Below are 14,440 nucleotides of genomic sequence, written 5' to 3' on the forward strand. Positions count from 1 at the left end.
CCGGCAATAACGGCTCGATCTTCAGCCACTGCGCATCACTCAGCTCATGCCGTCGCACCATGCAGGACACCTGCCCAGCACCACACCGATCCATCACCAAGAGCCATCAGAAACGGCCTAGCCGTTGACGTCCAAGGCCGTCCCGTACAGCTGCTCGACCCTCAGCCGAATGACGAGCCTGCGCTCGGCGACCAGTTGCTTGAGGAACGCGTCCTCGTCCTCCGGCTTCGCGGGGGTGACCGTCAGCAGCTCCCGCCCCACCGCGTCGCCGGGAATCGTCGTGAGCTCGGAAGCCTCTGCGACACCCTCGGCGACGGCGAACGACCACACGTCGCCACCCGGCACGTGCAGCGCCGCGCGCGGGTCGCGCTGCACGTGTTTGACCTTGATGCGGTCGGCCGTGGTGGAGAGCCGCACGATGCGGGCTCGGGGATCCCAGCTGTAGAGCATGGTGGTCAAGTGGGGGTGACCACTTTTTTTGACCGTGGCGAGGGTCCCGAACCGCTGCTCGGCGAGTAGGCCGGAGAGCGCTTCGTCGGACAGGGATCGTGGTGCGGGCCCTTGAGTCATGCTGCGGTCAACTCCCCATGGAACGCGGACATTCCACAGCCCTCTCGCACCCTTTCCCCTCCTCCCTCCCCTGTGCTGTCGCCACAGGTGGTCGCAGCCGGGCGGGCCGTCGCCCGCCCGCCACCGCACCGGGCTGTTACACGGTGCGGACAGATTCCCGTGAACAATCCCCGTCGGGTCGTCATCACAGTGAATGTACCGACAAGCGAACCCGGCCGGGGACCCCCGCAAAAGTGGGCGGCCGTGCCGAATCGACACCTGTGGGGGAACCTCGTGAAGACCGCCCGTACGCGCCGTACCTTCCGATCCGCCGGCCTCGTCGCCGTCGCTGCCGCCGCCGCGTTCTCGCTGACCGCCTGCCAGGACGGGGGCGGCAAGGACGACGACGCCGGCTCGTCGTCCTCGTCGTCCTCCTCGTCGGTGGCCAAGGACTCGCAGGCCGGAAAGTCCGACTCGGGCGACTCCGGCTCGGCGGGTGACGGCAACCCGGACGACGGGAACGGGCACGGCGGCGACGGCAACGCCGTCAGCGGGCATGGGGGCGACCGGAACGCGCTGAGGGCCCAGGCGGATGCGGGGGGCGCGAAGGCCGCTTCGGGGGGCGTGAAGCGGTCGGCGTGCGACGTCGGCTCTGTCCAGGTCAGGCTCCAGCCGACCGGCGGCTCCGCACCGGTCATCCTGCTCAAGGCCACCAACAAGGGCGACGAGCGCTGCGACCTGTACGGCTACCCCTTCGTCGGCTACCCCGGCGCCCAGGCACCGATCAAGGTCGGCGGCGGACAGCCGCAAGCCGTGATCTCCCTGGAGCCGGGCACCTCCGCCTACGCGGCGCTCAGCCTGGAAGAAGGCGACGGCGCGAACATGCACCGCGAGAAGGAACTCACCGTCGAACTCGCCAACCGCGACCAGAACGGCACCGGCTCCACCGCCACCGTCAACGCACCCGAGGGCGCCGGTCTCGCGCTGAGCGACAACTCCACCGTCTCGTACTGGAACACCACCCCCGAACTGGCCCTGCAGTAAGCGAACCAACGCTGCACTAGGGCGATTCGGGGGAGCTCGCCGGATTTTTCCGGCGCCGCACGGTCATCGCTGCACCGCTGCTGTGGAAGACATACAGCGAGTGGCGGAGCGTCATCCACTTCTAGAGGTACGAGGAACGATGCACATCTCCTTCTTGATCTTCAGCGCGTACGGGATGGGAGGAACGGTCCGCACCACCTTCAACCTGGCGCAGGCACTCGCCGAGCAGCACGAGGTGGAGGTCGTCTCGGTCTTCCGCTACCGGGACAGGCCGTTCTTCGAACCGGACAACGGCGTACGGCTGTCGTCACTGGTCGACATGCGCCGGCACAGACCCACCTTCGACGGTGACGATCCCGAACACGCCCGCCCCGCCAAGGTGTTCCCCGCAGCCGACGGCCAGTACAAGCAGCACAGCGCGCTGACGGACCGCAAGATCGGTGAGTACCTGAGCAGCACCGAGGCGGACGTCGTCGTCGGCACACGGCCCGGGCTCAACGTGCACGTGGCCCGGCAGACGCGCCGCGGCCCCGTGCGCCTGGGACAGGAGCACCTCACGCTCGCCACGCACTCCGCGCGGATGAAGCGCCTGCTGCGCCGCACCTATCCCCGGCTGGACGCGGTCACGACGGTGACCGAGGCCGACGCCCGCGACTACCGCAGCACCCTGCGGCTGCCCGGCGTGCGCGTCGAGTCGCTGCCCAACAGCGTGCCCGAGCCGGACGTCGCCCCCGCGGACGGCAGCAGGAAGTGGGTCGTCGCCGCGGGCCGGCTCGCCCCGGCCAAGCGGTACGACGTGCTCATACGCGCCTTCGGCGAGGTCGTCCGCGAGCGCCCGGACTGGGGCCTGCGCATCTACGGTCACGGCCGCGAGGCGAACAAGCTGCGGAAGCTCATCGACGAACTCGGCCTCTACAACCACGTCTACCTGATGGGCTCGGCCAATCCCATCGAGGCCGAATGGGTGAAGGGTTCGATCTGCGCGGTCACCTCGAGCCTCGAGTCGTTCGGCATGACCATCGTCGAGGCGATGCGGTGCGGTCTGCCGGTCGTGGCCACGGACTGCCCGCACGGTCCCAAAGAGATCATCCGCGACGGTGTGGACGGGCTTTTGGTCCCGACGGGCGACGTGCAGGCGATCGCGGGCGGACTGCTCCGTCTCATCAACGACGAGGGGCTCCGCACGCGGATGGGCAAGGCGGCGCACAGCGCGTCGGCGCGGTTCGACCCCTCGCAGGTGGCCGCCCGGTACGAGGAGCTGATGACCTCGCTGGTCAACCGGCGGTCCGGCACGCTGCACCGGGCCCGCGGCACGCTCCTGGGCGGGGCGTACGCGGCCAGGGAAGCGGCTCGGCTGGGAGTGAAGTACGCCCTGGAAGGAGCACGGACATGACTCTCGCACTCTTCGGCACCTCTCCGAGCGGCGTGCCCCCGCGGGGCGTGTCCCCGCACGGCATGCCCCACGGCATGCCCCCACGCGGCGCAGCGGTGGCAGCTCCGCCGCTGGAGGTCACCTCTCCCTCCGGACCCGAACTCCCCGTATCGGAGATCTCCGTACCCGAGGCCCCCGTACGCGCGGTCCCGGCGCCGGAGACCCCCGTACCCGAGGTCCACCACCCGCGCGTCGACTGCACGGCCGACAGCACCGTGGGGCTCACCTTCACCGTGCGGCTCTTCGGCAAGGACGCCAAGGAGATCGCCGCCTCGCAGGTGCCGGAGTCGGCGGCCGTACTCCTGCGCCTGCGCCACCAGCACGGCCCGGACGCCTCCCTGCGGCTGCCGCTGAGCCCCGTCGCGGCGGACGGCAGGCTGCGCGCCACCCTGCCCAGCACCACACAGCTGCCCGAGGGACGCTGGGACGCCTACCTCTCCCTTGCCGACGAGGAGCCGCAGCGCCTGCTCCCCGGGGTGCACGATCTGCGTGCCCTCGTCGACGGCGGCTCGCCCTCCGACGCGCACGCGTGGCTCGGCGTACGTATTCCCTACACGACCAAGAACGGCAATCTCGCCGTCCGCGCGTGGCTGCGCAGACCGCACGCGGAGGCGGGGACGTTGCGCGTGGAGGACGGCACCATGGTGCTGCAAGGGAGGCTCTACGGTGCGCGGCTCACCGCCACCGCATCCCTGGAGGCGCTCCCCCGCGACGCAGCGGCGTCACCCGTGCGCCTACCGGTGCGCCCGGACAGCGGGGCGGACTCCGGCCCGGGGAGGGCCCCCGAAGGCCCGAAAACCTCCTCCAGGGCCCCGGAGAGGGCCCCCGAGGGCCTGGAGACCCCCGAGGGCCCGGAGGGGGAGCCCGGCGACGCCGACGCACGCCACGCGGCACGCGACTTCACCGTCGAGCTGCCCTTCACTTCCCTGCTGCCCGGACACCAGGCCTGGGATCTGTGGCTGCGGCCCTCCGCGGACGAGGAGCCCGTTCGTCTGGCACGGATCCTCGACGACATCCCCGACAAGAAGCGCATCTTCACCTATCCGTCGCGGCGCGTGGCCGACCGTGACGGTGCGCTCCATTCGGTGAAGCCGTACTACACGATCAACAACAACCTCTCGGTGCAGGTGAGCACCGTGGACACCCAGGCGGCGGGGTGACGGTCGCGGGAGACGGGGTGACCGGACAGAGGGCCGGACGGGCGGAAGCTCCCCGCCCCGCGAGGCCCCGCCCGTGCGGACTGCGAGGCGGGGCCGCCTGTCGTACGTTGAGAGGGCGACCGCTGGTCCCAGGGGGGAGCAGGGAGGCGCGGGCGGATGCGTGCTGTCGGTGTGCGGGAGCGGAACGGGCGGCCCGAGGTTCTGCAGGCGCGGCGGCCGGAGCCGGGCGAGGGCGAGGTCCTGGTGCGGATCGCGGCAGCCGGCCTCAACCCGCTGGACTGGAAGATCGCCGACGGCATGCTCGAGGACGTGGTGCCGTACGACTTCCCGCTGGTGATGGGCGTGGACTTCGCGGGGGTCGTCGAGGGGAGCGGCCCCCAGGCGCACCGGTTCGTCACGGGTGAGCAGGTGTTCGGACACGTGGTGAGCGAGCCCGTGGGGCGGGGCACGTACGCCGAGTACGTCGTCGTGAACGAGACGGGCAGCGTGGCGCCCACGCCTCTGACGCTGCCGCTGACCGCGGCAGCGGGAGCGCCCACGGCGGGGATGGCGGCGCTGGGGATCATGGGTTCGGCGGCGCTGCGTTCGTACCGGTCCCTGCTGATCATCGGCGCGGCAGGCGGCGTCGGTACGTTCCTCACCCAGCTCGCCGCGGCCGACGGCCTGCGGGTGGTCGCCGCCACGCACGGGCACGACCAGGCCCGTATGGCCTCGTTCGGCGCGGCCCTGACCGTCGATGCCAGGGAGCGTCCGCTGGAGGAGGCGGTACGGGAGGAGTATCCGGCGGGCGTGGACGCGCTGGTGGACCTCACCTCCCACGCCCGGGAGGACTTCGCGGCGCACGCGGGGCTCGTACGCGACGGGGGCGTGGCGGTCTCCACCGTGGACGCGGCGTCGCTCGACGCGCTCCACGGGCGCGGTATCGAGGGCATCAACTTCCACCTCGACCCCTCCGCCGAACTGCTGGAGGGGCTGGCCAGAGAGATCGACAGCGGCCGGGTGGCCGTCCCGATCGAGGCGGAGGTCCCGCTGGACGAGGCCCCTGGCGCGCTCGCCCGCAACCGGGCAGGCGGCGCCCGCGGCAAGACCGTCCTGCTGCCCTGAGGTCTTCCCCGCGGCCCTTGCTCCGGCTGGAGAGTGCCACTGCCCGCGGTGTGCAGTCTCGGGGTGGACGGGGGGCTGGTCGCGCCGTTCCCCGCGCCCCTTCGCGCCATTCCCCGCGCTCCTTCGGGCGCGTCCACGTCTTCCTGCCGCGCTGAGCCCACCCGCCGGCGTCTCGCACACCTCCCCATTCACGTCCTTCCCGCTACACTCGCCGCCGCACAGCCATACGGCGCACAGGCGGACGCAGAACAGACGTACTGGCGCACAAGAGTGCAAAAGACAGGACACGCAGGGGCGCAGGGTGTCGATGAGAGCACCCGGGGGAGGGACAGCGCGATGGCGCAGGCGAAGAAACTCGTGGGCTACCTTCTGGTCGTCTTCGTGCTGTACACGGTCATCACGTCCCCCGAACGCGCCGCCGATCTGGTCCAGATAGGTTTCGAAGGCATCTCCAGCGCCGCGCAGGGTGTCGGCCGGTTCATGACCTCGCTCGTGAACTGAGAGCCCCGCAGAGCCCCTCCAGCGCCCCGCAGAGCCCCGTCAGGACCCTCTTCTCCTGCACCCGCCGGGGGCTTCGGCATGCAACGGGCCAGCAACACGGAGTGATCTGGTGCTTGCGCACGGTGCACCTGTCTTGTGATGCTATGACCGCTTTTTGCAGGGCGAATCGCGACCGAAGTACGCGCGATCGATCACGACAGATCGGCACCGATCTGCACCGTAAAGGGGTGGTGGCTGAGTGGACGGGACCCGGACGCCCACCCAGACTCACTCCGGCGATGCCGCAACGGCATCCGACGCGCCCCCGGTGACCCCGGCCGCCGTCCCGCCCGCGGCCTCCCCGGCTGCCGCGTCTCCCACCGCCTCGTCTCCCACCGCCGCATCTCCCACCGCCGCATCTCCGTCCGCCGCGTCGGCTCAGCCCTCCCCCTCGACAGTCGCCACCTCGACGGCCGCCACCTCGACGTCTGCCACCTCCGCCGCCGGCTCTTCAGAGGCCCCCTCGGATGCCCCCTCGGAGACACCGCGCACGCCCGCCGAGGCGCAGCGGGAGCGGGCCGCGCGGACCCGGGCGTTGACGCAGTCCCTCTTCGAGCAGCTGTCCAGGCACGAGTCGGGCACGGCCGAGCACGAGCGCATCAGGGCCGCGCTGATCGAGGCCAACCTGCCGCTCGTGCGGTATGTCGCGGCGCGCTTCCGCAGCCGGAACGAGCCGATGGAGGACGTCGTCCAGGTCGGCACGATCGGGTTGATCAACGCGATCGACCGGTTCGACGCCGGCCGCGGGGTGCAGTTCCCCACGTTCGCGATGCCGACGATCGTGGGCGAGATCCGCCGCTACTTCCGCGACAACGTCCGCACCGTGCACGTGCCGCGGCGGCTGCACGAGATGTGGGTGCAGGTCAGCGGCGCCACCGAGGATCTGACGACGCTGCACGGGCGGTCGCCCACCACCGCGGAGATCGCCGAGCGGCTGAAGATCTCCGAGGAGGAGGTGCTCGCCTGCATCGAGGCCGGGCGGGCGTACCGGGCCACGTCGTTGGAGGCCGCTCAGGAGCGCGAGGACGGGATGCCGGGGCTGCTGGACCGGCTCGGCTACGAGGACCCGGAGCTCGACGGTGTCGAACACCGCGATCTCGTCCGCCACCTGCTCGTACAGCTGCCCGAACGCGAGCAGCGGATCCTGCTGTTGCGGTATTACCGGAACCTGACGCAGTCGCAGATCAGCGCGGAGCTGGGCGTCTCGCAGATGCACGTCTCGCGGCTGCTGTCGCGCAGCTTCGCCCGGCTGCGGGCCGCAAATCGAATCGACGCGTAACCGGTTCGAGCGACCTCAACTTCCGCCCCACCGCTCCCAGCTGTGCAGTTTTATCGACATGAGGCTACGTCGCGTTGCCTACTTGTGACATTCTGCAAGAGCTGCGTTTGCCGCGGCGGCGGTCCCGGTATGGAGGGGGAGGTGCCTCTTCCAGCCGAGGGCGCCGCAGCGACCCGTCCGCGACCTCAAGGGGGTGGCATGTCCGTAGAACTGGGCAGCTCGAAGGTGCTCACCGAGAACACGTCCCCGGCCCCGGGGGCACCTGACGGGCCGGGGGGGTACGTCCTCCCTCGCGCCCTCGTCGACGAGCCCGTCACAGAGCCGGGCGCCGAACTGGCAGAGGGCACAGGCCTGCCGGGTGGCGCCGAGCTGGCAGCCGACCTGACGAGTGACCTGGCCGGCGGAGCGGAAAGGGTGGAAGGGCCCGACGGGCCGGACAGCGCGGGCACGGCGGCCGGGGAGCTGGCGGGCGTCGCCGCGGCGTCCGGCGAAGGGCTCGACACGCGCACGCTCTCCCGCTCGCTCTTCCTGCGCCTGGCCGCGCTCGACAAGGCGGCGGCAGAGTCGCCCGGTACGGATCCGACCGCCGAGCGGATGTACGTGCGGGACACGCTCATCGAGCTGAACCTGCCGCTCGTGCGGTACGCGGCGGCGCGCTTCCGCAGTCGCAACGAGCCGATGGAGGACATCGTCCAGGTCGGCACCATCGGGTTGATCAAGGCGATCGACCGGTTCGACTGCGAACGGGGCGTGGAGTTCCCGACGTTCGCGATGCCGACCGTCGTCGGGGAGATCAAGCGCTTCTTCCGCGACACCTCGTGGTCGGTGCGGGTGCCGCGCCGCCTCCAGGAGCTGCGGCTGGCGCTGACGAAGGCGAGCGACGAGCTGTCGCAGACCCTCGATCGTTCTCCGACCGTCACGGAGCTGGCCACCTGCCTGGGCGTCTCGGAGGAGGACGTGGTCGACGGGCTGGCCGTCGGCAACGCCTACACCGCCTCCTCGCTCGACTCCCCCGCGCTGGAGGAGGACGGTGGCGAGGGCTCGCTGGCGGACCGGCTCGGCTACGAGGACACGGCGCTGGAGGGCGTGGAGTACCGCGAGTCCCTCAAGCCGCTGCTGGCCAAACTGCCGCCGCGCGAGCGCCAGATCATCATGCTGCGGTTCTTCGCGAACATGACGCAGTCCCAGATCGGTGAGGAGGTCGGCATCTCCCAGATGCACGTCTCCAGGCTGCTGACCCGCACACTCGCGCAGCTGCGCGAGGGACTGATCGCGGAAGACTGACATCGTCGAGGCGATCGGGGGGCCGAGTGCGGCGGGGGACACGCAGACGAGCAGGCATACGGAGCCGAGCTAGGACAAGGAGCCGAGCATGCGCACACGTACCGGCGTGCGAACGGATACGGGCAGACGGAGACTTCACATCTGACGGCACGTCAGTGACACTGGCGCCATGCGAGGGCAGAGGAGCCAGCGAAGCCACACGAGCCGGGCCGCCCGCGGAAGTCAGGGACGGCGGAAGAGCGGCGGCAGGACTCGGAGCCGCCGAGGTGGTCGGATAGCCGCCTCGGCGGCTCTCGTCTGTCTGGGCGCGCCCCTGCTCGGCGGGTGCGGCGGCAGCGGGGACGAGGGGTACGTGGCGGTCGGCGCCGGCGAGCCCTCCGGCGGGAGCGGGGACGGCTCCGACGCGGGAGAGGGGGGCGGCAAGGTCCGGCTGGTGCCGCTGCCGGGCGAGGGCGGGGAAGACGGCGGGGACAAAGGCGGCGACGCCCGGCGCGGCGACGGAGGCGGCGGGGGCGGGAGCGGCCGGGACGGCGAGCAGGACGGCCCCGCGGGCGCCGGAGAAGACCGGGAAGGCGACGGGGACGGCAGCGCAGCGGGCGGGGGGAGCGGTGGCGGCCGGCCGCCCGGCTCCCCGGCGTCAGGCTCCGGCGACACGTCGGCCGGCGGCGGGCCCGGGGCGGGCGGCGGAGGCGGCAGCCCCTCCCCCGGCGACTCCGGTGGCTCGGGCGGCTCGGGTGGGTCTTCGGGAGGCTCGGGCGGGCCGGATACGGAGCACGACGGTCCCGCGGTCCTCACCGCGGGCGAGCCGCAGCGGGCGAAGGCGGACAAGCGGTGGTGCGAGAAGGTGACCGTCCGTCTCGCCAACACCGGTGGCCGCCCGGTCACGGGCGGCAAGATCACTTTCTCCACCCACATCATCGGCGGTCTCGGCGTCGACTGGGCCACGCGCGAGAGCACGCGGGCGCTCCCCGTGCCGATCGACGCCGGGGAGAAGAAGGAGAAGACCTGGAAGGTGTGCGTGGACGCCTGGCGGGTGCCGCTGGGCATGCACGTCGAGACCCGCGAGGTGGAGCTCTCCGGCTGGAAGGAGAGGTGAGCCTCTCCGGCCGGAGGAAGAAAGGGGTGAGCCGGGCGGCCCGGTGACGCCGCGCACACCGTGTCAGGTGGCGTGACGCGGCGTGCACGCCGCCCGGGGAGCCGTCAGGAGAAGGCCAGCCAGGCGACGGCGCCGAGGACGACGACGGCTGCCACGATGCCGACGATCACGCCGACGCGCGGCCCCGCGGGGGCCGGTGCCGGAGCGGGTCGCCTGCCCTGCTGGGGGCCGCCCTCGTCGACGAAGGCGCGGAACATCTGGGTGTTGCCTGCCGGGTCGGGGTGTCCCTGTGCGTCCGGACCTTGGGGCGCGTGCGGGTTGTGAGCCATGCCCCAGGACCCTAGCGAACCGTCGCTCGGATGGCACAGCGCGGTCCTGACCGCCGGTGTGCGGTCCCTCACATCCGGCCCGGGGCCCTGCCGGCGGGGTGCCCCGCACCCACCTGGGATTCTCCCGGGCCCGCGGTCCGTGCTTGGCGGGTGCCACACCCCGACTTGGTCCAGTGTTTGCCTGGGTTGCCCGGAATCAACTTGCCTACAGCAACCAACCACTCGTATGGTTGCCTTAAGCAACAAGTTCATGGGGTGCAGATGGCCGAACGCAGTCAGTACGAGGAGCTGGCCCGGCAGATCAGCGCCATAGGCGCCGTCAAACGTGAGATGGCACGTGGTCTCCCCCCGGAGTGTCCGCCCGCGTCGGCGGCCGTACTGATGCTCCTGAACAAACACGGGGAGATGCGCACCAGCCAACTGGCCGAGCTGATGGCGATCGACATGTCGGTGACCAGCCGGCACGTCGCCCACGTCGCCGACCGCGGCTGGATCGAACGCCACCCTGACCCGCAGGACGGCCGCTCCCGGCTGCTGCGGATCAGTGACCGAGGTGAGCGGTTCCTGACGGACCTCTCGGCACACACGATCGAGTCGCTGGCCGCTCACCTGCACGACTGGAGCGACGAGGACGTCGCCCAGCTCAACGACCTGCTGAACCGGCTCCGCGCGAGCTTCGGGGACTGCCGCGCCCGCGGCGGACAACCCCACGAGACGAAAACCACCGCAACACACTGAGTGAGAAGGACGCCGAATGGCAACAACCCGACCCCAGCCACCGGTTGGGGGGCCCCGCGACACCGTGCAAGGGGCCGGCGGCGGGGCCCGACACGCGGCTCACGGACACGCAGTCGGCGGCCAGGCCCAGGCCCCGGCTCCGGGTGCGGGCACCCCTGCCGCACCGGCATCCGACGGCACACCGAAGATGACACACCGGCAGATCATGGAGGCGCTCTCCGGGCTGCTGCTCGGCATGTTCGTCGCCATCCTGTCGTCGACGATCGTCTCCACGGCCCTGCCGAAGATCATCGCCGACCTGAACGGCAGCCAGAGCTCCTACACCTGGGTGGTCACGGCATCGCTGCTGGCGATGACCGCCTCGACCCCGCTGTGGGGCAAGCTGGCCGACCTCACCAGCAAGAAGCTGCTGGTGCAGGTGGCACTGATCGTCTTCGTCCTGGCATCGGCGGGCGCGGGTCTCTCGCAGAACCCCGGCATGCTGATTACCTTCCGTGTGGTCCAGGGCATAGGCATGGGCGGTCTGTCCGCCCTGGCCCAGATCATCATGGCCGCGATGATCTCCCCGCGTGAGCGCGGGCGGTACAGCGGCTACCTCGGCGCCACGTTCGCCGTCGCCACCGTCGGCGGTCCGCTGCTCGGCGGCGTCATCACCGACACGAGCTGGCTCGGCTGGCGCTGGTGCTTCTACGTCGGCGTCCCGTTCGCGATCATCGCGCTGATCGTGCTGCAGAAGACGCTGAAGCTGCCCGTCGTCAAGCGGGAGGGCGTCAAGGTCGACTGGCTCGGCGCGTTCCTCGTCGCCGCCGCGGCCTGCACCCTGCTGCTGTGGGTCACCTTCGCGGGTGACAAGTACGACTGGGTCTCCTGGCAGACCTACGCCATGGTCGGTGGCGCCATCGTGCTGGCACTGCTGTTCGTGCTCGTCGAGTCGAAGGCCAAGGAGCCGATCATTCCGCTGCGGCTGTTCCGCAACGGCACGATCTCGCTGGCCGCCATCGGCTCGCTGTTCGTCGGTATCGCGATGTTCGGCGCGACGGTCTTCCTCAGCCAGTACTTCCAGCTGGCGCGCGGCGAGTCGCCGACGATGGCCGGTGTCATGACGATCCCGATGATCGCGGGACTCTTCGTCTCCACCACCATCTCCGGTCAGATCATCACCCGCACCGGTAAGTGGAAGCGGTTCCTGATCGCCGGCGGCGTGCTGATGACGGCGGGCATGGGCCTGCTGGGCACCATGCGCTACGACACCGAGTACTGGCACCTGGCGATCTTCATGGCGCTGCTCGGACTCGGCGTCGGCATGATGATGCAAAACCTCGTGCTCGCCACCCAGAACCAGGTCAAGGCAGCCGACCTGGGCGCGGCCAGCTCCACGGTGAACTTCTTCCGTTCCCTGGGCGGTGCGGTCGGCGTCTCGGCGCTCGGCGCCGTGCTCTCCACCCGGATCACCCACTACATGGAGGACGGCTTCGCCAAGCTGGGCATGAAGCCCGGCGGGACCGGCGGCTCCACCGGCGGGGGCGGCAGCGCGCTGCCCGAGGTCGACAAGCTGCCAGGCCCTGTGCGCACCGTCGTGGAGAGCTCCTACGGCCACGGCATCGGCGACATCTACCTGTACGCCGCGCCGATCGCGCTGCTGGCGCTGCTGAGCGTGCTGTTCATCCGCGAGGTCCCGCTGCGTACCACCTCGGCCAACGAGGCGGACGAGGACGACGCACGGCAGCCCGCCATGGCGACGGCTTCCGCGGGGGTCTCCGCACAGCCGGCCGACACACCGGCCGTCGAGCGCACGGCACCGCAGCCGCTGGCCGGCCCGCAGGGCGCACCGGCCGCCGTCGCCCAGCGGCAGTCCGCACAACCGGGGGGCGACACTCAGCAGTTCAGGGAGTACGCATCCATGGCCACAGCCCAGTCCCCGGCTCCGGTACCCACCAGCGGTTACGGGGTCTACGGCACCGTACGCAACGCCGACGGCATCGGTGTCGCCCGCGCGGCGGTCACGCTGATCTCGCTCAGCGGACGGCAGCTCGGTCGCTCCGTCGCCCACGCCGACGGCTCCTACGGGCTGGACGCGCCGGGGCCAGGCTCGTACGTCCTGATCGCGGCCGCCGACGGTCACCAGCCGCAGGCGTCCACGATCGTGATCGGCGAAGGTCCTCTCAGCCACGACCTGCTGCTGTCGGGCACCAGCGGCCTGGCGGGCCAGGTGCGCGGGCTGGCGGACGGCGCCCCGGTGTGCGGCGCGATGGTCGTCGTCACCGACGTGCGCGGCGAGGTGCTGGCCACCGGTGTGACCGGCGACTCCGGCGACTACCGCTTCGACGAGCTGGTCACCGGCACCTTCACGCTCGCCGTGAACGCCGGCGGCTACCGGCCCACCGCGGTCCCCGTCGAGGTCCAGGGCCAGGGCGTGACCCGGCTCGACATCGACCTGGCGTCCGGTGCCCGGGTGACCGGCACCGTGCGCGCGGGTGCGCACCGCACCCCGCTGCAGGACGCACGGGTCACGCTGGTGGACGCCGCCGGCAACGTCATCGCCACGTCCACCACCGGTGAGGACGGCGCCTACGCCTTCACCGACCTGGACGCCGGCGACTACTCGGTCATCGCCAGCGGGTACCCGCCCCAGGCGAACGCGCTGCGCGTGGCCGGACCCGGAGTGGACGCGTACGACATCGAACTGCACCACCCGGACGAGTGACCCCCCGGTCCGGACGGCGCGCGTCATCGAGCGGAGCGCGCGCCGTCGGGACCGGCCCGGGGAAGGGCCCCGGCCGCCCGGAGAACCGCACTGCGACCGCACAGCGAACCGCACGCGAGCGCGGGCAAGGGACGGCCCGCCGCCGAGGCGCCGGGGCCCGTCGTATGCGAGAAGGAGCAAGGAAGACATGACAGTCGGGGCAAGCGGAGCAGACGGCGCCCACGGCGCCGACCTCCCCGGGACAGGAGTCCCCGGGACAGGAGTCCCCGGGACGGGTGTCCCCGGGGCAGGCCCCCGAGGGGCGGGCGCCAGTGGTACGGGCGCCGGCGGGGGCGGCGTGCGCGCACGCGTGCGGACCCGGGACGGCTGGGCGGTGCAGCACGCCGTGCTGACCGTCACCGACATGACCGGTAACCAGATCCTGCGTGCAGAGGCCGACGACGAGGGGTTCGTGCGCAGCGCGGAGCCGCTGCCCGCGGGCCCGTACACGGTGATCGCCACGGCCGTCGGTTACGCACCGGCCGCCTCCACGGCGATGGTCACCGCCTCCGGGCGCGCGGACCTGGGCACCCTGGTACTCGCCCGGCAGGGCGGCGTCGAACTGCCGCCGCCCGGCGCCTGGACGATCGACCCGATGCATTCCACGGTCGCCGCCAGTGCCCAGCACCTGGGCATGACCAGCGTGCACGGCAGGTTCACCGAGTTCGGCGGCCGCATCGAGATCGCCCAGGACTCGGAGAAGTCGTCGGTGGAAGCCGTCATCAAGGCGGAGTCCATCAACACCGGCAACGACATGCGCGACCAGCACCTGCGCTCCGAGGACTTCCTCAACATCGAGACCTACCCCGACATCACCTACCGCAGCACGGGCGTCGACGTGGCAGGACCCGACCGGTGGACGGTGCACGGGCAGCTCGGCATGCACGGTGTCGTCCGCGACGTGGACCTGGACCTGACCTACCTGGGCACCGGGCCCGACCCGTGGGGCGGCGTGCGGGCCTCGTTCCGCGCCACCGCCGAGCTGCGGCGCTCGGACTTCGCGATGAACTACAACCAGGTGCTCCAGGCCGGTATCGCGGCCGTCGGCACCACCCTCAGGGTCGACCTGGACATCCAGGCCGTCCAGGGGGAGTCACTGCCGTTCTGACGGCAAGCGGCCGGCGTCGGGATCTCACGATCCC

At 71.4% G+C, this 14,440-nt stretch carries 13 protein-coding genes; 11 read left to right on the forward strand and 2 right to left on the reverse strand.

Features of this window, described 5'->3' with window-relative positions; genetic code table 11:
• Positions 1 to 117: 117 nt before the first annotated feature.
• A complete protein-coding gene (locus DTL70_RS32435; protein WP_114025605.1) occupies positions 118 to 570 on the reverse strand; it encodes a TIGR03618 family F420-dependent PPOX class oxidoreductase in 453 nt (150 codons plus the stop codon).
• Between the two features lie 243 nt (positions 571 to 813).
• Here DTL70_RS32435 and DTL70_RS32440 point away from each other — a divergent pair, with 243 nt between their 5' ends.
• From DTL70_RS32440 to DTL70_RS32470, 8 genes are all read left to right on the forward strand, one after another.
• Positions 814 to 1,593, forward strand: coding sequence for a DUF4232 domain-containing protein (locus tag DTL70_RS32440; protein ID WP_147266854.1), 780 nt, complete (start codon positions 814 to 816; stop codon positions 1,591 to 1,593).
• 139 nt (positions 1,594 to 1,732) lie between these two features.
• On the forward strand, positions 1,733 to 2,986 hold the full coding sequence (locus DTL70_RS32445; protein WP_114025607.1) for a glycosyltransferase family 4 protein: 1,254 nt from the start codon (positions 1,733 to 1,735) through the stop codon (positions 2,984 to 2,986).
• Positions 2,983 to 4,185: a hypothetical protein gene (locus tag DTL70_RS32450; protein ID WP_114025608.1), complete on the forward strand. Its 1,203-nt coding sequence runs from the start codon at positions 2,983 to 2,985 to the stop codon at positions 4,183 to 4,185. Before DTL70_RS32445 ends, DTL70_RS32450 begins: the two co-directional genes overlap by 4 nt.
• Before the next feature lie 156 nt (positions 4,186 to 4,341).
• A complete protein-coding gene (locus tag DTL70_RS32455; RefSeq protein WP_114025609.1) occupies positions 4,342 to 5,289 on the forward strand; it encodes an NADP-dependent oxidoreductase in 948 nt (315 codons plus the stop codon).
• A gap of 336 nt (positions 5,290 to 5,625) precedes the next feature.
• A complete protein-coding gene (locus DTL70_RS33805) occupies positions 5,626 to 5,790 on the forward strand; it encodes a hypothetical protein (RefSeq protein ID WP_181861162.1) in 165 nt (54 codons plus the stop codon).
• A gap of 307 nt (positions 5,791 to 6,097) precedes the next feature.
• Entirely contained in the window at positions 6,098 to 7,108 is a 1,011-nt protein-coding gene (locus DTL70_RS32460) for an RNA polymerase sigma factor SigF (protein ID WP_114025610.1), read from the forward strand.
• Positions 7,109 to 7,306: 198 nt separating this feature from the next.
• The gene (locus DTL70_RS32465) at positions 7,307 to 8,392 is read left to right on the forward strand and encodes an RNA polymerase sigma factor SigF (protein ID WP_114025611.1); all 1,086 of its coding nucleotides are present in this window, start codon (positions 7,307 to 7,309) and stop codon (positions 8,390 to 8,392) included.
• Between the two features lie 352 nt (positions 8,393 to 8,744).
• Positions 8,745 to 9,488 carry a hypothetical protein gene (locus DTL70_RS32470; RefSeq protein ID WP_245980288.1) on the forward strand — a complete coding sequence of 248 codons (744 nt, stop codon included), beginning with the start codon at positions 8,745 to 8,747 and terminating at the stop codon, positions 9,486 to 9,488.
• A 104-nt stretch (positions 9,489 to 9,592) separates the two neighbouring features.
• On the opposite strand, the gene DTL70_RS32475 is transcribed toward DTL70_RS32470, so the two are convergent.
• The gene (locus DTL70_RS32475; RefSeq protein WP_114025613.1) at positions 9,593 to 9,817 is read right to left on the reverse strand and encodes a hypothetical protein; all 225 of its coding nucleotides are present in this window, start codon (positions 9,815 to 9,817) and stop codon (positions 9,593 to 9,595) included.
• A 261-nt stretch (positions 9,818 to 10,078) separates the two neighbouring features.
• On the opposite strand from DTL70_RS32475, the gene DTL70_RS32480 reads away from it, so the two are divergent.
• The 3 genes from DTL70_RS32480 to DTL70_RS32490 all read left to right on the forward strand — a co-directional run bounded on the left by DTL70_RS32480 (position 10,079) and on the right by DTL70_RS32490 (position 14,406).
• Positions 10,079 to 10,555, forward strand: a complete 477-nt coding sequence (locus DTL70_RS32480; RefSeq protein WP_114016640.1) for a MarR family winged helix-turn-helix transcriptional regulator — start codon at positions 10,079 to 10,081, stop codon at positions 10,553 to 10,555.
• A gap of 187 nt (positions 10,556 to 10,742) precedes the next feature.
• Positions 10,743 to 13,259, forward strand: a complete 2,517-nt coding sequence (locus DTL70_RS32485) for an MFS transporter (RefSeq protein ID WP_245980290.1) — start codon at positions 10,743 to 10,745, stop codon at positions 13,257 to 13,259.
• A 187-nt stretch (positions 13,260 to 13,446) separates the two neighbouring features.
• Positions 13,447 to 14,406, forward strand: a complete 960-nt coding sequence (locus DTL70_RS32490) for a YceI family protein (RefSeq protein ID WP_425470432.1) — start codon at positions 13,447 to 13,449, stop codon at positions 14,404 to 14,406.
• Positions 14,407 to 14,440 lie beyond the last annotated feature (34 nt).

This window comes from Streptomyces diacarni, from assembly GCF_003323715.1.
In the GTDB taxonomy this organism is placed as follows: domain Bacteria; phylum Actinomycetota; class Actinomycetes; order Streptomycetales; family Streptomycetaceae; genus Streptomyces; species Streptomyces diacarni.